The 22,976-nt window shown below is 67.1% G+C and carries 21 protein-coding genes; 11 read left to right on the top strand and 10 right to left on the bottom strand.

Going from position 1 to position 22,976, the window contains the following annotated elements; genetic code table 11:
* Positions 1-280: 280 nt before the first annotated feature.
* The 5 genes from V5F26_RS05190 to V5F26_RS05170 all read right to left on the bottom strand — a co-directional run bounded on the left by V5F26_RS05190 (position 281) and on the right by V5F26_RS05170 (position 4,164).
* A complete protein-coding gene (locus V5F26_RS05190) occupies positions 281-595 on the bottom strand; it encodes an HPr family phosphocarrier protein (protein ID WP_394057430.1) in 315 nt (104 codons plus the stop codon).
* Between the two features lie 19 nt (positions 596-614).
* Positions 615-1,016, bottom strand: a complete 402-nt coding sequence (locus V5F26_RS05185; protein ID WP_234053366.1) for a PTS sugar transporter subunit IIA — start codon at positions 1,014-1,016, stop codon at positions 615-617.
* Between the two features lie 106 nt (positions 1,017-1,122).
* A complete protein-coding gene (locus tag V5F26_RS05180) occupies positions 1,123-1,572 on the bottom strand; it encodes an HPr kinase/phosphorylase (RefSeq protein ID WP_394946859.1) in 450 nt (149 codons plus the stop codon).
* A gap of 6 nt (positions 1,573-1,578) precedes the next feature.
* Positions 1,579-3,366 carry a sensor histidine kinase gene (locus tag V5F26_RS05175; protein WP_394057320.1) on the bottom strand — a complete coding sequence of 596 codons (1,788 nt, stop codon included), beginning with the start codon at positions 3,364-3,366 and terminating at the stop codon, positions 1,579-1,581.
* Positions 3,367-3,465: 99 nt separating this feature from the next.
* Positions 3,466-4,164: a response regulator transcription factor gene (locus tag V5F26_RS05170; RefSeq protein ID WP_394057321.1), complete on the bottom strand. Its 699-nt coding sequence runs from the start codon at positions 4,162-4,164 to the stop codon at positions 3,466-3,468.
* 311 nt (positions 4,165-4,475) lie between these two features.
* On the opposite strand from V5F26_RS05170, the gene V5F26_RS05165 reads away from it, so the two are divergent.
* Both V5F26_RS05165 and V5F26_RS05160 read left to right on the top strand, forming a co-directional pair.
* Positions 4,476-5,222, top strand: a complete 747-nt coding sequence (locus V5F26_RS05165) for a HugZ family pyridoxamine 5'-phosphate oxidase (RefSeq protein ID WP_394057323.1) — start codon at positions 4,476-4,478, stop codon at positions 5,220-5,222.
* Between the two features lie 130 nt (positions 5,223-5,352).
* The gene (locus V5F26_RS05160; RefSeq protein ID WP_394057325.1) at positions 5,353-6,966 is read left to right on the top strand and encodes a phosphoenolpyruvate carboxykinase; all 1,614 of its coding nucleotides are present in this window, start codon (positions 5,353-5,355) and stop codon (positions 6,964-6,966) included.
* 48 nt (positions 6,967-7,014) lie between these two features.
* Here the strand turns inward: V5F26_RS05160 and V5F26_RS05155 are convergent, their stop codons facing one another.
* The gene (locus V5F26_RS05155; RefSeq protein ID WP_234053360.1) at positions 7,015-7,509 is read right to left on the bottom strand and encodes a BA14K family protein; all 495 of its coding nucleotides are present in this window, start codon (positions 7,507-7,509) and stop codon (positions 7,015-7,017) included.
* Between the two features lie 209 nt (positions 7,510-7,718).
* On the opposite strand from V5F26_RS05155, the gene V5F26_RS05150 reads away from it, so the two are divergent.
* Positions 7,719-8,378, top strand: a complete 660-nt coding sequence (locus V5F26_RS05150) for a BA14K family protein (RefSeq protein WP_394946858.1) — start codon at positions 7,719-7,721, stop codon at positions 8,376-8,378.
* A gap of 606 nt (positions 8,379-8,984) precedes the next feature.
* Here the strand turns inward: V5F26_RS05150 and infC are convergent.
* Positions 8,985-9,509 (bottom strand): translation initiation factor IF-3, encoded by a 525-nt coding sequence (gene infC, locus V5F26_RS05145; protein WP_234053358.1) that lies wholly within the window; start codon positions 9,507-9,509, stop codon positions 8,985-8,987.
* A gap of 377 nt (positions 9,510-9,886) precedes the next feature.
* On the opposite strand from infC, the gene V5F26_RS05140 reads away from it, so the two are divergent.
* The 3 genes from V5F26_RS05140 to V5F26_RS05130 all read left to right on the top strand — a co-directional run bounded on the left by V5F26_RS05140 (position 9,887) and on the right by V5F26_RS05130 (position 13,794).
* Positions 9,887-10,732 (top strand): DUF3108 domain-containing protein, encoded by an 846-nt coding sequence (locus tag V5F26_RS05140; protein WP_234053357.1) that lies wholly within the window; start codon positions 9,887-9,889, stop codon positions 10,730-10,732.
* Between the two features lie 327 nt (positions 10,733-11,059).
* Positions 11,060-12,463 carry a glutamine synthetase family protein gene (locus tag V5F26_RS05135; RefSeq protein WP_234053356.1) on the top strand — a complete coding sequence of 468 codons (1,404 nt, stop codon included), beginning with the start codon at positions 11,060-11,062 and terminating at the stop codon, positions 12,461-12,463.
* 38 nt (positions 12,464-12,501) lie between these two features.
* Positions 12,502-13,794 (top strand): NAD(P)/FAD-dependent oxidoreductase, encoded by a 1,293-nt coding sequence (locus V5F26_RS05130; RefSeq protein WP_394946857.1) that lies wholly within the window; start codon positions 12,502-12,504, stop codon positions 13,792-13,794.
* Positions 13,795-13,851: 57 nt separating this feature from the next.
* Here the strand turns inward: V5F26_RS05130 and V5F26_RS05125 are convergent, their stop codons facing one another.
* The 3 genes from V5F26_RS05125 to V5F26_RS05115 form a co-directional block, all read right to left on the bottom strand.
* A complete protein-coding gene (locus tag V5F26_RS05125; RefSeq protein ID WP_394946856.1) occupies positions 13,852-14,247 on the bottom strand; it encodes a hypothetical protein in 396 nt (131 codons plus the stop codon).
* A 135-nt stretch (positions 14,248-14,382) separates the two neighbouring features.
* Complete coding sequence (locus V5F26_RS05120) at positions 14,383-15,123, bottom strand: TerC family protein (protein WP_234053353.1); 741 nt, start codon at positions 15,121-15,123, stop codon at positions 14,383-14,385.
* Positions 15,123-16,097, bottom strand: coding sequence for a lipid kinase (locus tag V5F26_RS05115; protein WP_394946855.1), 975 nt, complete (start codon positions 16,095-16,097; stop codon positions 15,123-15,125). Before V5F26_RS05115 ends, V5F26_RS05120 begins: the two co-directional genes overlap by 1 nt.
* A 702-nt stretch (positions 16,098-16,799) precedes the next feature.
* On the opposite strand from V5F26_RS05115, the gene V5F26_RS05110 reads away from it, so the two are divergent.
* The 5 genes from V5F26_RS05110 (at position 16,800) to V5F26_RS05090 (ending at position 22,858) form a co-directional block, all read left to right on the top strand.
* Positions 16,800-17,480: a TetR/AcrR family transcriptional regulator gene (locus V5F26_RS05110; RefSeq protein WP_234053351.1), complete on the top strand. Its 681-nt coding sequence runs from the start codon at positions 16,800-16,802 to the stop codon at positions 17,478-17,480.
* A gap of 40 nt (positions 17,481-17,520) precedes the next feature.
* Positions 17,521-17,886 (top strand): ArsC family reductase, encoded by a 366-nt coding sequence (locus tag V5F26_RS05105; protein ID WP_234053350.1) that lies wholly within the window; start codon positions 17,521-17,523, stop codon positions 17,884-17,886.
* Between the two features lie 145 nt (positions 17,887-18,031).
* Positions 18,032-19,189 (top strand): LPS export ABC transporter permease LptF, encoded by a 1,158-nt coding sequence (gene lptF / locus V5F26_RS05100; RefSeq protein ID WP_234053349.1) that lies wholly within the window; start codon positions 18,032-18,034, stop codon positions 19,187-19,189.
* A gap of 19 nt (positions 19,190-19,208) precedes the next feature.
* Positions 19,209-20,300: an LPS export ABC transporter permease LptG gene (gene lptG, locus V5F26_RS05095; protein ID WP_234053348.1), complete on the top strand. Its 1,092-nt coding sequence runs from the start codon at positions 19,209-19,211 to the stop codon at positions 20,298-20,300.
* Positions 20,301-20,380: 80 nt separating this feature from the next.
* On the top strand, positions 20,381-22,858 hold the full coding sequence (locus V5F26_RS05090; RefSeq protein WP_394057339.1) for an LPS-assembly protein LptD: 2,478 nt from the start codon (positions 20,381-20,383) through the stop codon (positions 22,856-22,858).
* Positions 22,859-22,976: the final 118 nt, after the last annotated feature.

Raw genomic sequence — 22,976 nt, 5'->3', positions numbered from 1 at the left:
GTCCCCGGCTTCCGCGCACCGCGCGCGGAAATGTGAACGCTAGAGATAAGCGGAGTGGCGCCCAGGCGCTAGACCACAATCCGCGCAGATTGAAACGATCGGCGCCCGGCAGCGTGGTCCAAAGTCGATGAAAGAGAAGAGGTTGTGCAGCACGATCACAACGCGCTCAAAGCGGCGCACGCGGTCGCGCGGGTCTTTTTGGGGCGGTGGCGGTAACTTGCGCTTCTCTACCAGAATGGAGCGAAAACGCGGAACGTCTCCAGGCCGCGGCCCTTGAGCGTCATTCCTCTTCGCCGAAGCGCTCGGCCACCAGGGTCGTCAGGGCGTCGAGCACCGCCTCGGCGGCCGCCCCCCGGGCAGTGACGGTGACCGACGTGCCCGGCGAGGCCGCCAGCATCATCAGCCCCATGATGGAATTGCCACACACCTCCTCGCCGCCACGGCATACGCTGACCTTGGCATCATACTGCTCGACAGTCTGAACGAATTTGGCGGAGGCGCGGGCGTGCAGGCCGCGCTTGTTGATGATGGGCAGCACCCGCACCAGCGCATCGGCGGCGATGGGATGGCCACAGGCCAGACCCGCCTCTTCCATAAGGGCGGGATCGAAGGCGCTATTTGCCGGCGAGGACGCGGCTTGCGACATTGATGTATTTCCTGCCTGCTTCCTGGGCCACGTCCACGGCCTCCGCCAGCGGCAGCTCGCCCCGCACCTTGGCGAGCTTCACCAGCATGGGCAGGTTGATGCCCGCCACCACTTCCACGTCCGGCGTGTTCATGACCGAGATGGCGAGGTTGGAAGGTGTGCCACCGAACATGTCGGTGAGGATGACCACACCGTCGCCGGAGCGGACACGCTCCACGGCGTCGATGATGTCGCGTCGGCGACGCTCCATGTCGTCCTCCGGCCCGATGGTCACGGTGGCGATCTGGTTTTGAGGCCCCATGACGTGCTCTAGCGCTGAGCAGAACTCATCGGCGAGGCGACCATGGGTGACGAGGACAAGACCGATCATGCTTCCTCCGCCCTCATCCCCCGATGAAGGCCTCCCGCATCGCGGGGAACACCATATTCAGAGCGGCTCAAAAATTACGCAAGGGGTGCAACGCACAAAAGCAGATTTAGTTTTCGTAAGGTTCACAAGAGAGCGCCGCGGCCACCAACAATGCTGCGGTTTCAATGCGCTCGGGGGCGATGCGCGGGAGCGCGCAGCCAGAGATGAGAACGGTTTGCGCCTCTTCCGGCGGCAGGCGTGCCGCATCGGCAGCCTGAAGATCCACCACCAGGGACAGCGACACCCTGTCGCGATGGGGCAGCCGGCGCAGCCCCAGCCCGCGCACCTCGATCAGCCCGGCGAGGACCGGGACCGGCCGCGCCACCAGCGCGCCCGCCTCCACCGCCAGAAGAACCCGGTCATCTGCCACCAGTTCCGCCGGCTCCAGCACCCGCGGCGCGTCGAGGATGAGGGAGAGCGCCAGCGCCGACTTTCCAGCCCCCGAGGCGCCCCGGATCAGTACCCCCCGCCCGCCGATGGCGACGCAGCTCGCATGGATCGAGGGAGGCTCGGCCATGGCGCCTCAGCCCGCCGGCAGGCGTACGAGGAAGCGCGCGCCAGCCACCCGCTCCTCACCGTCCGCCCCCTTCGTCATGCGGTTCTCCGCCCAGATCTGCCCGCCATGGGCCTCAATGATCTGCTTGGAGATGGACAGGCCCAGGCCGGAATTCTGGCCAAAGCCCTGGTGCGGCCGGTCGGTGTAGAAGCGCTCGAAGATGCGCGAGAGGGCGTCGGGCTGGATGCCGGGGCCGTCATCGTCAACGATGATCTCAATCGCATCCTTCAGATGGCGGCAGGTGACGCGCACTTCCCCGCCCTTGGGCGAGAAGGAGCGGGCGTTGGACACCAGATTGTCCACCACCTGACCCAGCCGCGAGGCGTGCCCCGGCACCACGAACGAGGCAGACGCGCCGGACGCCCGCTCGAAGGCCAGGGAGACGCGCACGCCATCGTCCTTGCGCACGTCCTGGGCCATGCCCACCACCATTTCCATGAGCTGCTTCAGGTCCACCGCCACCGCTTCCTGGCGCTGGAGCTCGGCATCGAGGCGGCTGGCGTCGGAAATGTCGGAGATCAGGCGGTCGAGCCGCTTCACGTCGTGCTGGATCACCTCCAGCAGGCGGGTGCGGGAATTGTCGGTCTTGGCCAGCGGCAGGGTTTCCACCGCGCTGCGCAGGGAGGTGAGCGGGTTCTTCAGCTCGTGCGCTACGTCGGCCGCGAAGCTTTCGATGGCCTCGATGCGATTGTAGAGCGCGCGCGTCATGTCCCGCAGCGCGCCGGACAGATGGCCGATCTCGTCGGAACGGGAGGTGAAATCGGGGATTTCCACGCGCGTCTTGATGCGCCGGCGCACCCGCTCGGCCGCCGCCGCCAGCTTGCGCACCGGGCCGGCGATGGTGCCGGCCAGCAGCACAGAGAGCAGCACCATCACCGCCGCCGCCACCAGGAACACGCGCACGATCACGAACCGCTCGGCGCGCACCGCCTCGTCGATCTCGCCGCCCTGGGTGGAGAGCAGCAGCACGCCGAGGATGGCGCGGAAGCGCTGGATGGGCACCGCCACCGAAACCACCACCCGGCCGCGCTCGTCCACCCGCACCTCGCTTGCCTTGCCGCCCAGAGCGGCAGTCGCGACCTCCGGATAGTTCTTGCCGGCCTGGGGGCCATATTCCTTGTAGAGCGGCAGGTCACCCCGGCCGAACCAGAGCTGGATGGCCCGCCACAGGCGCTCCATCGGCCCCGGCCGCGGCTCGGTGGGGGACGGCAGGTCGAAGCGCAGGATCTCGCCGCGCGAATAGAGCGAGCGGGAATCGAGCAGCAGCTGCCCGTCGCGGTCATAGATGCGGGCGCGGGTGCGGGTGGGGCCCACCAGGCGCCGCAGCACCGGCGCCACCCGCTCCGGATTGATGGGGAATTCGAGCGGCGCGAAGCCTTCCTCGCCGGGGCCGTAGCTTTCACCCGCCTGCAGCTCCAGGAGCCGTTCCGGGTCCACGGTGATGGAATTGGTCTCCACCTGGGCCGAGGAGGCGATGGCGGCGGCGATGATCTCGCCCTGCACCAGAAGGCTCTGGATGCGCGCGTCGATGAGGCCCGAGCGGAATTCGGACAGATAGAGGATGCCGGAAACCAGCGCGCACAGGCCGGCAAGGTTCAGGAGCACGATGCGCTGGGTGAGGGAGGAGAAGCTCTTGACCGCCACGAAGCGGCGCAGCCGCTTCAGCGCCCCCAGCAGCCCCTTTTCACGCTCGTTCCCCTGCCCGCGCGCCGGCGGTTCGCCCGCGCCCTCGCGATGGTCGGCTTCCATGGTCATGTGCTGATCCCGATTGCCACGGCTTCGGCGCGCGCCGCCCCCGGCCCCGGAGCGAAGGCTCCGGGCGGGCCGCCGCGCGCCGTCAGGCCGCGAACCCGCTCATTCCTTGAAGCGGTAGCCGACGCCGTAGAGGGTCTCGATCATCTCGAAGCTCTCGTCGACGGACTTGAACTTCTTGCGCAGGCGCTTGATGTGGCTGTCGATGGTGCGGTCGTCCACATAGACCTGGTCGTCATAGGCCGCGTCCATGAGGGCGTTGCGGCTCTTCACCACGCCGGGGCGCTGGGCCAGGGCCTGGAGGATGAGGAATTCGGTGACCGTGAGCGTCACCGGCTCGCCCTTCCAGGTGCAGGTGTGGCGCTCGGGGTCCATGCGCAGGTTGCCGCGCTCCAGCACCTTGGCGCTGTCGGTCTCGCGGGGCGCGACGCCATCCTTGGCGCCGGAGCGGCGCAGCACCGCCTTCACCCGCTCCACCAGCAGGCGCTGGGAGAAGGGCTTCTTGATGAAATCGTCGGCGCCCATCTTGAGGCCGAACAATTCGTCGATCTCCTCATCCTTGGAGGTGAGGAAGATCACCGGCATGTCGGTCTTCTGGCGCAGGCGGCGCAGCAGCTCCATGCCGTCCATGCGGGGCATCTTGATGTCCAGGATGGCGAGATCCGGCGGATTGGTCTTGAAGCCGTCGAGCGCGGAGGCGCCATCGGTGTAGGTGTCGATACGATAGCCTTCCGCCTCCAGGGCGATGGACACCGAGGTGAGGATGTTGCGATCGTCGTCAACCAGGGCGATGGTGGGCATGACACCTCTTTCAGCCGTTGGGCAAGCCGGCGTTCCTGCGGCCGTAACGCGCCTGTGAACCCGCTGCGCGTGGCCAAAATGTGACACTCAAGCACCAATCGCCGCAAAATAGCGAGATTCTCGCCAGACGCAAAACCTTCCGCGACCTTCTGCGCGCGAAGCCGGTGGATGGTGGGGACGACGCCCCCCTCCCGGGCGCGGGTTCCGGCCTGCTCGGAACGGCTCCAATGTGGCCCCGGCGCCGCGCGCGGGCCTTGCGGAGCGTCCGGCCCCTCGCCATCCTCCGCCGCCGACAAGAGGGAGACGCGACCGTGACCGAACCCGCATCCGAAGCCCCGCCCGTGGCGGTGACCGCCGCCGCCACCGTCCGCCGCCTCATCCGCGAGGCGCGCTTCGGCACGCTCGCCACCCTGGACGAGGACGGCGGCCCCTATGCCTCCCTGGTGGCGGTGGCGACCGATCCGGAAGGCCGGCCGACCCTGCTCATCTCCAAGCTTGCCCGGCACACCAAGAACATCGCCCGCGACACCCGCGTGTCGCTGATGATCTCGGACGCCGGCGCCGCCGACCCGCTCAATGCGGCGCGGGCCAGCCTCATCGGCCGCATCGTGGAGGCGGGTGACCCGCTGGTGCGCGCCCGCTACCTCGCCCGCCACGAAGCCGCCACCGGCTATGCCGACTTCGCCGATTTCGGCTTCTACCGCGTGGACCTGGACCATGCCCATCTGGTCGAGGGCTTCGGCCGCATCGTGGACGTGCCCGGTGAGCAGCTGATCACCGACTGGTCCGGCGCCGACGACATCCGCGCCGCCCATGACGGCATCATCTCCCACATGAATGCGGACCACGCGGACGCCGTCTCCCTCTACGCCACCGTGCTGGCCAAGGCGCCCGAGGCGGCATGGCGCATGGTGGGCATCGACCCCGAAGGCTTCGAGATCGCATCCAGTGAGCAGGTGCGGCACCTTATCTTTCCGCAGCGCAACAACAGCGTCGGCGAGATCAGGAAAAATCTTGTCTCCCTGGTGGAACAGGCCCGGAAAGCAAGCGCAGCCTGAACAGTGCGCCGCGTTTATTGTCTTTTCTTCACCAAAGTCTTCTTCTAGCCTTGTGGCGCGTGGACCAGCCCCCCCCCCGCGCCCAAGGCCGGCGCCCAAGCCGGCGAAGACAATGGATGGAGGAGACGCCGTGCTTGAGACCGGTCATCGCAACAAGGCTTGCGGCGCGGACAGCTTCGGCTTGAGGCACCTGACGGGCGTTCACTGGAACCTTCTCGAGCCGCAGCTTTACGAGCATGCCCTGGAGCGCATGGAGGCCCGGCTTTCCTCCGGCGGCGCCCTGGTGGCCGAGACCGGGGCCCATACCGGCCGCAGCCCCAAGGACAAGTTCGTGGTGCGCGACGCCACCACCGAGGATGCGGTCTGGTGGGACAATAACGGCGCCCTCTCCCCCGACCAGTTCGAGACGCTCTACCAGGACTTCCTGGGCGCGGCCGAGGGCAAGGAGCTGTATGCCCAGGACCTTTACGGCGGCGCCGACCCGGCCTGCCGTATTAAAGTACGGGTCTATACCGAGCTCGCCTGGCACTCGCTCTTCATCCGCACGCTGCTGCGCCGGCCCGAGCGGGAGGAGCTGGACGGCTTCGTGCCTGAGCTCACCATCATCGACCTGCCCTCCTTCAAGGCCGATCCGGCCCGCCATGGCGTGCGCTCGGAAACGGTGATCGCGGTGAATCTGAGCCGTGGGATCGTGCTCATCGGCAATTCGTCCTATGCGGGCGAGATGAAGAAGTCGGTATTCACCGTCCTCAATTACCTGCTGCCCGAAAAGGGCGTCATGCCCATGCATTGCTCGGCCAATGTGGGCGTGGAGGGGGACGTCTGCCTGTTCTTCGGCCTCTCCGGCACCGGCAAGACCACCCTTTCGGCGGATGCGCGCCGCACCCTGGTGGGAGACGACGAACACGGCTGGAGCCCGCAGGGCGTGTTCAATTTCGAGGGCGGCTGCTACGCCAAGACCATTCGCCTCTCGGCGGAGGCGGAGCCGGAAATCTTCTCCGCCGCCAACCGCTTCGGCACGGTGCTGGAGAATGTGGGGCTCGACCCCATCACCCGCATTCCCGACTTCGACGACGCCAGCCGCACCGAGAACACCCGCGCCGCCTATCCGCTGGCCTTCATCCCCAATGCCAGTGCCACCGGCCAGGCGGGCATCCCAAAGAACATCATCATGCTCACCTGCGATGCGTTCGGCGTGCTGCCGCCCATCGCGCGGCTGACGCCGGCGGAGGCCATGTATCACTTCCTGTCGGGCTACACCGCCAAGGTGGCCGGCACGGAAAAGGGGGTGAAGGACCCGGAGGCCACCTTCTCCACCTGCTTCGGCGCGCCGTTCATGCCGCGCCACCCCTCGGTCTACGGCAATCTGCTGCGCGACCTCATCGCCAGCCATGGGGTGGACTGCTGGCTGGTGAATACGGGCTGGACCGGGGGCAAATACGGCGTCGGCCGGCGCATGCCCATCAAGGTCACGCGCACCTTGCTCGCCGGCGTGCTCGACGGATCGCTGAAGGATGCGGACTTCCGCACCGATCCCTATTTCGGCTTCAAGGTGCCCACCAGCGTGCCCGGCATCGAGCCGCACGTGCTCTATCCGGCCAAGACCTGGGCGGACAAGGCCGAGTTCGACGCCACCGCGCGCCGGCTGGTGGCCATGTTCCAGGAGAATTTCGCGAAGTTCGAGAGCCATGTGGACGCCGCCGTGCGCGACGCCCAGCCCCAGGTCCGCATCGCCGCCGAGTGAGCGGCCGAACGGGCGGCGGGGCCATGCCCGCCGCCCTCTCCCCCACCCTCAGGGGCAGGGATGCTGCAAGCCGTCGTAGCCGGTGAAGGTGCCGGTGCGCGGATTGTAGGAGCGGTAGCGCTGCATGCAGTAGGCAATGGCATCCTGCTGCGCGCGCTGCTGCTGCGCGGCGGAAACCGCCGCCGCGCCGATGGCCGCGCCGACAATGCCGGCCGCGATCCAGGCGCCCGTATTATCGCGGTAATACCATCCGCCATTGTGCCAATAGGGATTTCCCCAGCGCACATGGCGCGGCGGGGGCGGCGGGCGGCCCCAGCCCGGCCGCGGCGGCGGGCGACGCCAGCCGGGAGGCGGGGGCGCCTGCACCTTGGTCGGCCCAACAGCGTGATCGCCCAAAGGCGCCAGTCCACCGGCAAGGCCCTGCGCGTGCACCGGGGCCACGGCAGCGACAAGGCCGCCGGCGCCGATGCTGGCCGCAAGCACCCACGACATCGCCTTGCGGGCGATGGAGGAGGCAACGACCGTATGCTCTCGCATCTGCATGATGGTCTCCTTCGCGTCGAGGTAACGCGACACGGCGACCGTTTTGCCCCATGGTGACGGCCGCTTGAAGGCCTCCATGTGAATCAGCGTAAAAACATTAGGGCAGCACGCCGCATTTGCCCTGGTGTCGACGCAGCGACGCTCACGCTTCGTTCAAGAATCGACACAATGGAACGGCAATGTGATCGAGCTCGATTGGAGTGCATATCATGTTCGGGATGAAGAAGGTGGCCCTGGCCGCGGCAATGCTGGCAAGCGGCATCCTCTCGTTTTCCCCGGTGCCCGCCGGAGCCCAGGCCATGCGCCTCGGCCTCGCGGACCAGCGCATTCACGGGGCGGCGGTCGAACAGGTCGAATGGCGCGGAGGCCCGCGACCGGGTCCGCGCCCCGGCTACGCCCGCGGCTACCGGGGTCCCGTGCGGGGCCCGGCGATGGCTCCGAGGCGGTATCCGGGCCGCTATGTGGGCCCCCGTTACGCGGCGCCGCGCTATGCCGGCCCCCGTTACGCAGGTCCCCGTTACGCCTATGGCCGTCCGGGTTGGCGGCCGGGTCCGGGCTGGCGCCCGCCGGGTCCGCCGCCGCGGCCGGGTTGGGGTCCGCCTCCCGGCGCCTGGGGTCCGGGCCGGTGGTATCCGGGCTGGGGCTGGTGGCGTCCCGGCTGGGGCTGGGGCTATTATGACAATTCGGGTGCCTGGATCGCCCTCGGCATGATGAGCGGCCTTGCCCTCGGCGCTGCCGCGGCTGCGACGGCTGAGCCCGTCTATCCGGCCGGCGATGCGGTGGCCTACTGCATGCAGCGCTACCGCTCCTACAATCCGCGCACCGGCACCTTCACCGGCTACGACGGCTTGCAGCACCCCTGCCCGTGACCCGGAGGGGCTCCCCGCCCCTCCCCCACGGCTCGCGGCCGGCCTCGACCCGCGCGCGAGCCGTTTCTCACATGAACCGCGGCCAATGCCGGGCCGGCGTCTCCAAAGCGCAGCCGTCCGGATAGCGTGTGCGAGATGATGGGGGTCCGCGCCAAAACCCGGCGGACGTTTTCTCTCTCCTGCCCGCCCCCTCCCCCGCGCCAGTTTCTGAACTCCTGAGCTGATGCGCCGCGCGGGCTGATCAATCCCGCGCCCGGTCGCCACGCCGGCTTACGCAATCCCCTCGCTCAAGCGCGGCGAGCTTAGCGAAGCCCTTTGCCGATTCTGCGCCGCGTTGTTCAATCGCTTCGCTCAAGCGCCACGCGGGCTCCTAGAACGCCTTCGCTCAGGCGCCGCGCGGGCTTGCCCCTTTTTCCCGGCGTGAACGCTCATCCGCCTTCGGTCGCGCCGGTGCGCGGGGGCCAAACGGCTGGCGACGGGGGCGGCCTTCGCCCGGCAGCTGAAACGCAAAAGGCCCGGCGCGGCGAACCGCTCCGGGCCTTTTGCCTTGCCGTCCATGCCGGCCCTTGACCGGCGATGAACGGGACGTGTGATGATCCGTCCGCCTCAGCGCGGCGCGAGGATCATGATCATCTGCCGGCCTTCCAGCATGGGCTCGGCCTCCACCTTGGCGATGGAGCCGACCTCCTCCTTCAGCTTCTGAAGGAGCTTGTAGCCGATGTCCTGGTGCGCCATCTCACGACCGCGGAAGCGCAGGGTGACCTTCACCTTGTCGCCTTCCTCGAAGAAGCGCAGCATGGCGCGCATCTTCACGTCGTAATCGTGGTCGTCGATGCCCGGACGCAGCTTGATCTCCTTGACCTCGACCACCTTCTGCTTCTTGCGGGCCTCGGAGGCCTTCTTCTGGTTCTGGTACTTGAAGCGACCATAATCCAGAATCTTGCAGACCGGGGGCGCGGAATTGGGCGCGATCTCCACGAGGTCGAGGCCAGCTTCCTGCGCGAGGGTCAGCGCGTCGCGGATGGCCACCACGCCGCGGTTCTGGCCCTCCTGATCGATCAGCTGGACCTCGCGGATGCGGATTTCCTCATTGACGCGCGGTCCATCCTTCTCCGGCGCGACGGGTCTCATGGGGCGGCGAATGGCTGCGATCTCCTCAGCAATGGAACCTGTTCCGCGAGCCTTGCGGGCGTCATCGACTGTGACGCGGCCTCATTTGCTGCCGCCGTCGTCGTGACCCAAAGCTCGGGGGTGGTGCCAAAGATCGTGACAAACGGGCGGAAAGTCAATGACCTTGCTGGATTTCGCGGCGCTAGCGCGCACCCGATGGCAGGTGCCGCCGCAACCGCCCCGATCATCGGCCCGCTGGACGCCTCCCGGCGACGCACGGCATAGTCCCCCCAGCCACAGTTCAGCCGCGTTCGGCCCGCATCTGCACACAGGTGCCCCGGGCGTGTCGCGAACCGGGCTGCCTTCTTCCCGGCGCCGCCGGAGCCAGGGTGAAAACCATGATCGACGCCGTTCTCTCACCCCATCTCTCTCGCGGCCTGATCGCCGCGGCGCTGCTCGTCGTCGCCCCGCCCGCCTTCGCCGACGGCCGGCTCGACGCCAAATATGTGCTGAGCGTGGGCGGCGTCGAGCTGGGCCGCGCCTCGGTTGTGGTGCAGGCCGGCAACGATTCCTATGAAATTTCCGGCTCCGGCAAAATCACCGGCGTGCTGCGGGCCGTGTCCTCGGGCAAGGGGGTGGCGGCCGCGCGCGGCATGCTCACCCAAGCCAGGATGGTGCCGCGCGTCTATGCCCTCAATGCCGAGGCCGATGGCAAGAAGGAAGGCGCCCGCCTCGCCATGGCCGGCGGGGCCGTGGCCGAGATGGAGGTGGAGCCGCCGCTCAAGCCCATGCCCGACCGGGTGCCGGTGACCAACGCCACGCTCCAGAACATCATCGATCCCATGAGCGGCGCCTTCGTCTATGTGCCGGAGCCGACCAACCTTCTTTCGGAAGCCGCCTGCGCGCGCGCGGTTCCGGTGTTCGATGGCCGCCAGCGCTACGACATCGTGCTCAACTACCTGCGCACGGAGCAGGTGAAGGTCAGCGGCTACAAGGGCCCGGCCGTGGTCTGCGGGGTGCGCTACAAGCCGGTCGCGGGCCATCGGCCAAGCCGCTACACCGTCCAATACATGCAGGACAACAAGGACATGTTCGTGTGGCTGGTGCCCATCGAGGGCACCCGCCTCATGGCACCGTTCAAGGTCTCCGTGGCCACCATGATCGGTACCGCGGTGTTCCAGGCCACCAGCTTCCAGGCCAAGGCCAATGACGGCGCGGTGCCCGTGAGCGCCGCCAAGCCCTGAGGGGCGCCGACGAAAACCGCTGGTTCGCGAATCGGTTAGCCGAGGTGGCCGACCACTAGCCATAGTAGGGGGCGAAAGGCGAACCGACCCCCTCGCGCGATTCGGTCGCGATTCGTTCGGCCCCTGTTCTGGCGGCGGACCGAAACGGCACACCCGCCGTCCCCCCCCACGCAATGACATCCCGGCATTGTGAAATCTGGTGCGGCACGTGGCAGGGCCGTGCCGCGACGCAACGTGCATGCGCTTTTCCGGCCGGTCCCGCGTTGACACTCCCCGTGCCGCCGGTGTTCCCTGAGGGTGCGTGAGCGTGTCACGCAAGAGGACATCATGTCGAAACGCACCAAGGTTGCGGAGAAACATGCGGCGGATGCGCCGCGCGGCGTCAATTCCCTTCCCGAAGCCAAGGCCTGGATGGCGGCGCGGGAGATCACCGAAATCGAATGCACCGTGCCCGATCTGGCCGGCGTCGCCCGCGGCAAGATCATGCCGGTGTCCAAGTTCCTCACCTCTCCGGTGATGAACCTGCCGCTCTCCGTCTTCCTTCAGACCATTTCCGGCGAATATCCCGCCTATGAGGGGCTGGTCGATTCCGTGGTCGCGGACAGCGATCTCGTGCTTCAGCCCGATCTGACCACGTTGTGCTCGGTGCCGTGGGCGCAGGACCCCACCGCGCAGATGATCCACGACGCCTTCCATCGCGACGGGCGGCCGGTTGAGATCGCCCCGCGCCATGTGCTGCGCCACATCGTCAATCTCTATGCCGCCAAGGGCTGGAAGCCTGTCGTGGCGCCGGAGATCGAGTTCTATCTGGTGGAGCCCAACACCGATCCCGACTATCCGCTGAAGCCGCCGGTGGGCCGCTCCGGACGGCCCGAGATCGGCCGCCAGTCCTATTCCATCCAGGCGGTGAACGAGTTCGACGCCCTGTTCGAGGACATCTACGATTATTCCGAGGCCCAGGGCCTGGAAATCGATACGCTGATCCACGAGGACGGCGCCGCGCAGATGGAAATCAACCTGCGCCACGGCGACCCGCTGGCGCTGGCGGATCAGGTGTTCCTGTTCAAGCGCACCATCCGCGAGGCGGCGCTCGCCCACAAGATCTACGCCACCTTCATGGCCAAGCCCATCGCCAACGAGCCGGGCAGCGCCATGCACATCCACCAGTCGGTGGTGGACATCAATACCGGCCGCAACATCTTCTCCGACGAGAAGGGCGACCCGACGCCGGAATTCTTCTCCTTCATCGCCGGCCACCAGAAATACCTGCCGGCGGTGATGAGCATCCTGGCACCTTACGTGAACTCGTATCGCCGGCTCACCCGCGATTCCATGGCCCCCATCAACCTGCAATGGGGCTATGACAACCGCACCGCCGGCCTGCGCGTGCCCCCCTCCTCGCCCGAGGCGCGGCGGTTGGAGAACCGGGTGCCGTCGTCCGACGCCAACCCCTATCTCGTCATCGCCGCCTCGCTGGCCTGCGGCTATCTCGGCATCATGGAAGGGCTGCGCGCCACCGATCCCATCGAGAGCGACGCCAAGAATCTCGACTTCGAGCTGCCCCGCGGGCTTCTGGAAGCGGTGGCCGCGTTCGAGGATTGCGAGCCCATCGCCGAGGTGCTCGGCCGGCGCTTCGCCACCACCTATGCGGCGGTGAAGCAGGCCGAGTTCGAGACCTTCATGCGCGTAATCTCGCCGTGGGAGCGCGAATACCTGCTGCTGAACGTGTGAGGCCCCCAAGGCCCCGCACACCCCAAACGGAGCAGGACATGGCATCTCCCCGGCCCATGGCGCATCCCGACTCATGGTATGTGGCAACCGCCAACCCCATGCCCGACTTCCCCTCCCTGATCGGGGAGGCGGAAGCGGACGTGTGCGTGCTGGGGGGCGGCTATACCGGCCTTTCAGCGGCGCTGCATCTGGCGGAAGCCGGCTTCAAGGTGGTGCTGCTGGAGGCCTCGCGGGTGGGCTCCGGCGCATCGGGGCGCAATGGCGGGCAGATCCACTCCGGCCAGCGCCGCCACCAGGATTTCCTGGAGGCGGCCGTCGGGCTCGACGATGCGCGCAAGTTGTGGGCGCTGGCCGAGGAATCGAAGGCGCTGGTGCGCGACCTCGTCGCCCGCCACGGCATCGATTGCGACCTGAAGGACGGCCTCATCCTGGCCGATCACAAGCCCCATTACGTGGCCGAGAGCCACGCTTACGCCGCCCATCTGCGCGACACCTACGGCTACGAGGCCATCGAGCCCCTGGACCGGGAGCAGATGCGCGCCCTGGTGGGCTCGCCGGCCTATTATGGCGGCGTGTTCGACCATGGTGGCGGCCACCTGCACCCCCTCAATTTCGCCCTGGGCCTGGCGGGCGCAGCGCAGCGGGCCGGGGTGCGCCTTCACGAGCTGACCCGCGTGACGGGCGCCGTGGATTCGGGCGGCGGCGTCACCGTCACCACCGAAAGCGGCGCGACGGTAAAGGCCCGTTTCCTGCTCGAATGTGGCAACGGGCTCATGGACGGGCTCAACCGGCAGGTCGACACCCACGTGATGTCCATCTGCAACTACATTGCCGCGACCGAGCCGCTGGGCGAGCGGGCGCGCCGCATCATCGCCAATGATGCGGCGGTGGCAGACAGCAAGTTCGTGGTGAACTATTTCCGCCTTTCTCCGGATGGCCGGCTGCTGTTCGGCGGCGGTGAGAGCTATCGGCGGAACCTGCGCGACAATATCCCTGATTTCGTGCGGCCCTTCATGCTCCGCATCTTCCCCCAGCTCGCCGATGTGCGCATTGATTACGGCTGGGGTGGCGTGCTCGGCATCACGCTGACGCGCCTGCCTTTCGTGCGGCGCCTGTCGGACCATGTGCTGGTGTCGGCCGCCTATTCCGGCCACGGGGTGGCGCTCGCGCCGCTGTTCGGAAAGATCCTGGCGGAGGCGGTGCAGGGCCAGCTGGAACGCTTCGACCTGTTGGGCCGGCTGCCGGTTCCAGGCTTTCCGGGCGGTACGCTGCTGCGCTATCCGCTGCTGGTGGCTGGCCTCAGCTATTACGCCCTGCGCGACAAGCTTTGAGACCGCCGGCCGACGGCGGAACCCGAAAGGGTTCGCGCCGGTGCGGCCGCGCCATTCTCAGTTCAGGCCGCCGAGCTTGCGGGCTTCCTGCAGGGCCTTCAGGCACCCGGCCTCATCGCCGGCGGCCTGAAGGTTCATGGCCTGGTTCAGCGCGCCATAGGCACCCGTGTCGGGACCGGTGAGGCCGGCCGCCGCCAGCGAGCCCGGCGTCGGCTGCTGGGCGTCCTGGGCGCCGATGCTCTGCGCCTGGGCCGGCGGCTGCGTGGGCGGCGGGAACTTGGCCTTGAGCTGCTGCTGCACGGTGACGATCTGCTCCAGGCAGGCCTGCGCATGGGCCGGCAGGCCACCGGCCACGAGCCCCAACGCGAGGCTGGCGAACAGCAGCGCCTTCAGCGCCGCCGCCTTGAGCGGCAAGCCGACGAAGGTGAGCAAACGCACGATGAAGGGTCCCATGGCCGATCCTCGAATCTGAAGCGCTGTCCCGCAACCGGGCGCCGGCGCGCGAACCGCGACGGGCACTACCCTGTTAGAGCCCACCCCCGCCCGCCCCGCAAGGGGGCGAACGAAAGGGAAGCCGCGCGTGCCGCGTCAGCCGTGGCCGGCCTTTTCGCGCCGCCGCCGCGCCAGCATGTTCAGGCCCTCGATGGCCGCCGAGAAGCCCATGGCGGCGTAGACGTAGCCCTTGGGCACGTGGGCGCCGAAGCCGTCCGCGATCAGCGTCATGCCGATCATGATGAGGAAGCCGAGCGCCAGCATCACCACCGTGGGGTTGGCCTCGATGAACTTCGCCAGCGGATCGGCGGCGAGCAGCATGCAGGTGACCGCCACGATGACGGCGATGATCATGATCGGGATGTGCTCGGTCATGCCCACCGCGGTGATGATGCTGTCGATGGAAAAGACCAGGTCGAGCATCAGGATCTGCACGATGGCGGAAACAAAGCCCACCGTGACCTTGGCCTCGAACACATCGTCATTGGGGTGCGGATCGACGTTGTGGTGAATTTCCTTGGTGGCTTTCCACACCAGGAACAGGCCGCCGGCCACCAGGATCATGTCCCGCCAGGAGAAGCCGTGACCGAACACGGTGAAGACCGGGGCCGTAAGGGTGACGATGATGGCCACCGTGCCCAGCAGCCCCAGCCGCAGGATGAGCGCGAGCCCGATGCCGATGCGCCGCGCCTTGGCCCGGTATTCGGCCGGCAGCTTGTTGGTCAGGATCGAAATGAAGATGAGATTGTCGACGCCGAGCACCACCTCCATGGCGATCAGCGTGACGAGCGCCACCCAGGCTGCGGGATCGGCGGCAAGCTGCAACAGATAGTCCATTACGAAACACCTTGGGGCGAAGAAGAGACGGCGGAATAATTGGAATCGGGGCGCGGAGCGCCCGCCTCGGGCGGGGGTGCATAGACGCGGATGGCGCCCGGCCACACCCGGAACGCGGCCGGCGTGAAGGTGACCAGCTCGCCATCGGTGTTGACCGGGCGCGGACGGCTGGTGCGCACCACCACCTCGGTGGTGCGAAACGCGCGCACATCGCTCCACTGGCCCTGGGTGCCGCGGCGCAGGCTCGGCAGCAGCGCCAGCAGGCGCCACCAGTGGTCCACCTCCAGGCTGTAGAAATCGAGCCGCCCGTCGTCGGCGCTGGCGGAGGCCTCCACCGCCATGCCACCGCCGTAATAGCGGCCATTGCCCACCGAAACCTGGAGCGTGCGCACCGTCTCCACCGCGCCATCATGCTCGATGAAGGCGGTGAACAGGCGCGACTGCCACAGCAGGCGGGCCGCCACGACGCCATAGCCCAGCACGCCGAAGCGCTTCTTGGCGTCGGCCGTCAGGGCGCGGGCGAGATCGGCGCTGAAGCCGATGCTGGACACATTGAGGAAGGGATGGCCATTGACCTCCCCCAGATCCACCGCGCGCGGCGCCCCGGAAACGATGAGGCGGGCCGCCGCCACCGGATCGGTGGGAATGGAGAGGGTGCGGGCGAAATCGTTGGCCGTGCCCAAAGGCAGCACGCCCAGCGGAAGCTGGGTGTCGAACAGGCCCCGCGCCGCCGCGTTCAAGGTGCCATCCCCGCCACCCACGATCACCAGATCAACCGTTTCAGCCTGGTGCCGGATGATGGTGCTGAGCTCGCGGGCGGCCGCGTGCGCCGGCCATGGATGCTCGCTCACCAGGATGCCGCCAGCCTGGAGAACGGCGCGCGCATCGTCGAGCGCCATCCCGCCACGGCGGGCGCCGGGATTGATGAGCAGGAGCGCGCGGCGGGGGGCCGTCGCCCGATGTGGCGCGGTCATCGCCGCACCGTCTTGGGAGCGGACAGGCGAAAGAAAAGGGAAAAGGGTGGCATGAGCGAAGGGGGCCTCGATCCTGGTCGCGTTCATCGGCGCTGCGTGCCATGGGCGCGCGGCGGCCTGACGACAGGACCGGCGGCTTCCCCACCACACACGATGATCCGACATCACGCGGCCCAAAGGCCGCGCCAGAGGGGCCCGGATCGGTGCGCCTAAGGTAAGGCCGCCGCGCACCGCACCAAGTCCACACGGACGTGGCGGAATGTCGCACCATCGCGAATCGACGCCGCCGGCAACGCTGCAGCGCACGCCGGACCAAGGCCGGCACGCGACTAGGCGGGAAAGTCAGGAATGGGGGAAAATGACCGGAAGTGAAGGGAGGGAGGAGAGCGGGGGCGATGCTCTCCTCCCTCAGCCCGATCAGCCGATGGGTTGCGGAGCCAGCGGGCTGACCGAACGGTTCGGTCGAACACCTTTGACATAGCCCACCCCCTTGGGTATGGCAAGAGGGAACCGAACGGTTCGGTCGGACATCTTCCCCAGAAGTTTTTCCGCCCCTGTCCGGCTCGCCGAGGCCCTCGTCTCGTCCCGATGTTCCGTGCCGCGCCGCGCGCCGCCCTATTCCCCGGCCCCTAGGCCGGACGGCCGGCTTGCGCGCACCGCACCGGATGGCACAAAACGAAGGCGAGAGGAGAGGATGCCCAGGTGACGACGTTTGACCCCATGCCCCTAGACCCGGCGGCAGTTCCCGTCTGCGATCATCGCGAGGGTGCGCCCGCGGCCGGCCAGGACCCCGAAAAGCGCCAGCAGATTCTGTCCGGCGCGCGGGAAGTGTTCCTGGAACGCGGCTTCGACGCCGCCAGCATGGGCGACATCGCGCGGGCGGCCGGCGTGTCCAAGGGCACGCTTTACGTCTACTTCCAGAACAAGGAAGACCTGTTCGCGGCTCTCGTCTCCAGCGAATGCAACGAGACCGCCGAGCGCATGTTCGTGCTCGACAGCAACGAGCCGGACGTGGAGAAGGTGCTCACCACCGTGGGCTATTCCTTCATCGCGGCGCTGATCCGGCCGGAGCACATGGCCACCCTGCGCACCGTGATCGCCATCGGCAGCAAGTTCCCGGAGATCAGCTACCGCTTCTTCGAGGCCGGCCCCTGCCAGGGCATCCGCCGACTTGGCGTCTTTCTGGCCGCCAAGGTGGAGCAAGGGGCGCTTGAGATCGACGATGTGGAGCAGGCCGCCAGCCAGTTCCTCTCCTTGTGCAAGGACGGCATCACCGTGCCCATCCTCATGGGCAACGCCGAATCACCCGACCCCGCGCACACCGAAAAGGTCGTGAAGGGGGCTGTCCACGTGTTCATGTGCGCTTACGGCGCCAAGCGCTGAGCATCTGCTCCCCCCGCCACCAGCCAACGGGATGCGATCCATGTCCGACGCAGTGACGCTCTACGGCATCAAGGCCTGCGACACGATGAAGAAGGCCCGCATTTGGCTCGACGGCCACGGCGTCGCCTATGCCTTTCATGATTACAAGACCCAGGGCATCGGCCGCGCCCGGCTCTCCGGCTGGGTGGAGAAGGCCGGCTGGACCACCTTGCTCAACCGCTCCGGCACCACTTTCCGCAAGCTGCCGGAGGCCGAGCGCGCCGACCTCGACGCCGAAAAGGCCATTGCCCTGATGCTGGCCCAACCCTCCATGATCAAGCGCCCCGTCCTGGAGATGGGCGAAACGCTCCTGGTGGGCTTCAAGCCCGAGGCCTATGCCGCCGCCTTCGACGGAAAAAGCCTGTGACAGCCGGCTGTCACCCCATGCCGGCCGAGGCTGCCGGCCTTCCCCATGCGGCACGAATTGCGCGTTCCGCCGCTTGCGGATATCCAGTGCGCCCGAACAGCCTCCGGCCAGCGACGAGCGGCTCCGCGCAGTGGATCGATGATTGATGGGCCGTATCGACCGCTACATCTTCTCAACGGCTGCCATCGCCTTCCTGGGGGTGGTGGTGGTGCTCGCCGGCATGATCTGGTCGACCCAGGCCCTGCGGCAGCTGGACCTTGTGACCAGCCAGGGCCAGACGATTCTGGCCTTTGTCGCCATCACCAGCCTGACCATGCCCACCCTGGTGCTGGTGATCGCCCCGGCCGCCCTGTTCATCGCCACCGCCTACACCTTGCTGAAGCTCAACGGAGACAGCGAGATCGTGGTGATGGCCGCCTCCGGCATGAGCCCGTGGCGGGTGCTGCGGGCGCTCGTCATCCTCGCTTTGCTGGTCTCGGCCTTCTGCTCGCTGCTGGCCCTGTTCGTCGTGCCGTCCAGCCTCAGGATTTTCCGCGACCAGGTGACGAAGGTGCGCGCGGACGTGGTCTCGTTCGTGGCCCAGCCCGGGCGCTTCATCACCCTGACGCCAGGCCTCGTCTTCCATGTGCGCGAGCGCGCCGCCAATGGCGTGATGAGCGGCATCTTCATTCATGACGGCCGCGACAAGGACATCACCACCTATCTCGCCGACCGCGGCCAGATCGTGGACAGCGACGCCGGTACCTTCCTGGTCCTTGAAAACGGCTCCATCCACCGCCGCGGCGGGGAGAAGAGCAACAGCACCTCGGTGGTGGAGTTCCAGCGCTACGCCTTCGACCTGTCGTCGCTGGCGCCGAACACGCAGGGCCAGGCCATCCGGCCAGCCGAGCGGCCGCTGGCTTATGTGCTCAATCCGCCGGCCAACGATCTCTACCAATTTACCCAGCCCGGCCGTTTCCGGGAGGAGCTGCACAAGCGCCTGTCGGCGGGGCTCTATCCGCTCGCCTATTTCGCCATCGCCGCCGCCGCCCTGGCGCGCCCGCGCACCACGCGGCAGAGTCGCGGCGCGGCGCTGATGGCCATCATCCCGGCCATGGCGATGGTGCAGATCGGCAATTTCGCCATTGCCGGCCAGCTGCGCACCCAGCAGGCGGCGGTGGTGCTCATCTACATCTTTCCGATTGTGGTGGTTGCCCTGTGCGCGCTGCTGCTGAGCGATCGCGTCCAGCTGTCGCCGCCGCGCGCCCTTTCCGCCTTCGCGGAAGGGTTGAGGCAGCGGCTGGCCCGCGGCAAGGCGGCGTGACGCCAATGAGTGTGACACCATGATCGGCCCCACTCTCGGCCTCTATTTCGGGCGGCGCTTCGCCTCGGCCGTGGCGCTCATCTTCTTCGGCTGCGTCGGCCTCATCATGCTGGTCGACTTCCTGGAGATGGCGCGCCGCACCGCCGACCATGACGACGTGACCACCACCATGGTGGCCCTCGTCACCCTCTACCGCGCCCCCGCCTTTACCGAGCAGCTGCTGCCGTTCGCGGTGCTGTTCGGTGCCATCGCCACCTTCGTCCTGCTGTCGCGGAGCCTTGAGCTGGTGGTGGCGCGCGCGGTGGGCCTTTCGGCCTGGCAGTTCATTGCCCCGGCCGTCATCATCGCCTTCCTCATCGGCGTGTTCGCCACCTGCGTGTTCAACCCCATCTCGGCCGAGTTCAAGGAACGCGCCAATGAGATGGAAAGCCGCATGTTCGGCTCATCGGCGGCGCTTGCCGCCGGCGGCAAGCAGGATTTCTGGGTGCGCCAGCAGAGTGTCGATGGCCAGGCGATCATCCAGGCGGCGGCTTCATCCCAGGGCGGGCGCGTTCTTTCTTCCGTCGTGGTTTACGAATTCGGAAACGACGGCAAGCTGATCGAGCGGGTGGAGGCCCCCACCGCCACCCTCGGCGACGGCGCCTGGGTGCTGCGCAATGCCCGGGTTCTCGTGCCGGGCCAAGACCTTCAGCAGTTCGACACCTACCTGATCGCGACCCACCTCGACCCCGGCCAGGTGCTGGAAAGCCTGATCGCTCCCGAGACCGTGCCTTTTTGGCAACTGCCCGCTGCTATTCGCAGTGCGGAACATGCCGGCTTTGGCGCGGCGCGGTATCGGCTTCAGTTCCAAAGCCTTTTGGCACGGCCACTTCTGCTGGTCGCAATGGTGCTGATCGCCGCAGTGGTGGGCCTGCGCGTGTTCCGCTTCGGCGGTGTGGGACAGACGATTCTCGGTGGCGTGGCCGCGGGGTTTCTGCTTTATGTGGGGACCAAGCTCGCCGAAGATCTCGGTGAGGCAGGAATCGTTCATCCTGTTGCTGCAGCATGGTTTCCAGCAGTGGCGGGAATCGTTATGGGGGCTCTTATTCTGTTGCATCGGGAGGACGGATGAGGGTCGCCTCGCACCCCATCGCAGCACGCACAAGCACCCCCCGCGGCCTGTGGGCTCGCGGGCGCCGGGTCGGTGCGTCCATGCTCCTGGGCTTCCTCCTTCTCGCCCTGCCCTCCGCCGCCGGCATTGCCGCAGCGCAGCAGGCAGGCGCGCACCCGGCTTCCACCGGCACCGGCGGCACGACTCCCGCCGCCTTCGGCAGCAACGTGCTGCCGAACCATAAGCTCGACCCGAACCAGAAGATGCTGGTGACGGCCGACCAGATGGAATACGACTTCCAGAAGGAGACGGTGGCCGCGGTCGGCAACGTCCAGATCTACTATGACGGCGCCACCCTCGAGGCGAACCGCGTGGTGCTGGACCGCAAGGCCAATCAGGTACGCGCCATCGGCAACGTCCGTCTGAAGGACAAGGACGGCAAGGTTGTCACCGCCGAAAACCTGGAGCTGACCCAGGATTTCAAGCAAGGCTTCATCGACTCGCTCCGGCTGGACACCCCGGACCAGACCCATTTCGCCGCCGCCCGCGCGGACCGGACGGAAGGCAACGTCACTGTCTTCCAGAATGGCGTCTACACCGCCTGCGAACCCTGCCGCGACGACCCCACCCGGCCGCCCCTGTGGCAGATCAAGGCCAAGCGGATCATCCACAACCAAGACGAGCGGATGATCTATTACGAGAACGCCACGGTTGAATTCTTCGGAATGCCGGTGGCCTATTTCCCGTATCTGTCGTCGCCGGACCCGACGGTGAAGCGCAAGACCGGCTTCCTGATGCCGGAGTTCTTCTCCTCGAGCCAGATTGGCTACGCGGTGGGCACGCCGTTCTTCTGGAACATCGCGCCCGATCGCGACCTGACGCTGACCCCCACCATCACCACCAAGCAGGGTGTTCTGATGCAGGGCGAGTGGCGCCAGCGCCTGATCAATGGCAGCTACACGATCCGCGCCGCCGGCATCATGCAGCAGGACAAGGAAGCGTTCGTCACCACCAATGTCACGACCGGCCTTCCGGACTATCTGCCGGGTTATCGCGACAACCGCGGGGCCATCGAGACCACCGGTAATTTCGCCATCAACCAGTTCTGGACCTTCGGCTGGGATGGCACGCTGGCGTCGGACCGCACCTTCCTGCGCGACTACAATCTGATCGGTGACGCCACCACGACGAAGACCTCGACCGTGTACCTCACCGGCCAGGGGGACCGCTCCTATTTCGACGTGCGCGGCCTGTACTTCCTGGGCATGTCGGTCACCGACGACCAGAACCGTATCCCGATCGTCGGAACACTGAACTATTCCAAGGTGTTCGATAAGCCGCTCTGGGGCGGAGAGTCGGGCGTCAAGGTGAACCTCACCAGCCTGACGCGCGACCAGGCCGACTTCATCGGCATGTCCGACTTGTGGTCCAGCCCCGGCGCCACCGGCATACCGACAGGCTCGTGCACCCTGGCCAATCCTAATCCGGAGCAGTGCCTGCTGCGCGGCGCGCCGGGCGACTATACGCGCCTGTCCGCCGAGCTCTACTGGAAGCGCACCGTCACGGACTCCTGGGGCCAGATGTGGACGCCGTTCGTGACCGCTCGGGTGGACGTGGCTTCGGTGAACATCGATCCCCTCCCCTACAGCTACATGTACGGCCCGACCTATCCCGGCCAGAACCCGCTGCAGTCGGGAAGCGAGGACCTCATCCGCGCCATGCCGGCGATCGGCCTCGACTACCGCTATCCCTTCATCTCCGTGGAAAGCTGGGGTACGCAGACCATTGAGCCGCGGGCTCAGATCATCATCCGCCCGAACGAAACGGATATCGGCGCCTTCCCCAATGAGGACGCGCAGAGCCTCGTGTTCGACGACACGAACCTGTTCGAGATCAACAAGTACTCGGGCTATGACCGGGTCGAGGGCGGCAGCCGCGCGAATGTGGGCGTGAGCTATGCGGCCAATATCCGCGGCTTCGGCACCCTGAGTGCCTTGGTGGGTCAGTCCTACAACCTGTTCGGCAAGAACTCCTTCGCCTATGGCGACATGGCGAATACGGGCCTTGAGTCCGGCCTTGAGACCAACGCGTCGGACTACATCGCGCGGGTGGGCTACTCGCCCACCAAGAATCTGGAATTCATCTCTCGCTTCCGCTTTGACAACGACAACATGTCGCTGCAGCGGTTCGAACTTCAGGGCCGCGCCTCTGTCGACCGGCTCGGCGTGTCGGTCACCTATGGTCGCTACGAGCCGCAGCCGCTGCTCGGTTACTACGACATGCGCGAGGGCGTCTACACAACCGCCGCGTACAAGTTGACGGACAATTGGACCGTGTCCGGTGGCGTGCGCTACAATGTCGCGCAGTCTGACTTCGACTACACGCTGGTCGGCCTCAGCTATATCGACGACTGCTTCAGCCTCGCGCTCAACTACATCACCGACTACACCATCAATGGCCCCGGCGGCGATCCGGTGAACAAGGTGATGTTCCGCATTGGCCTGCGCACGCTGGGCGAGGGTGGGTTCTCGACATCCTTTGGGTCGTCTTCCTCGTCCGACGCGGGTGTTCAGCAGTAGTCTGCGCCTTGAGCGGGCCGCGGCTTACGGCTAGATTTGTCGTGTGGATGCGACTTTCGTATCCGCGCGGGTGTCCGGTGTGACCGGCCGCCCGGCATGGCCCGGCGAGAGGCGGGCC

The sequence above is a fragment of the Xanthobacter variabilis genome (assembly GCF_043831965.2).
In the GTDB taxonomy this organism is placed as follows: Bacteria; Pseudomonadota; Alphaproteobacteria; order Rhizobiales; family Xanthobacteraceae; genus Xanthobacter.
The sequence above is the reverse complement of the archived record's forward strand: the minus strand, read 5'-3'. Positions and strand labels throughout refer to the sequence as shown.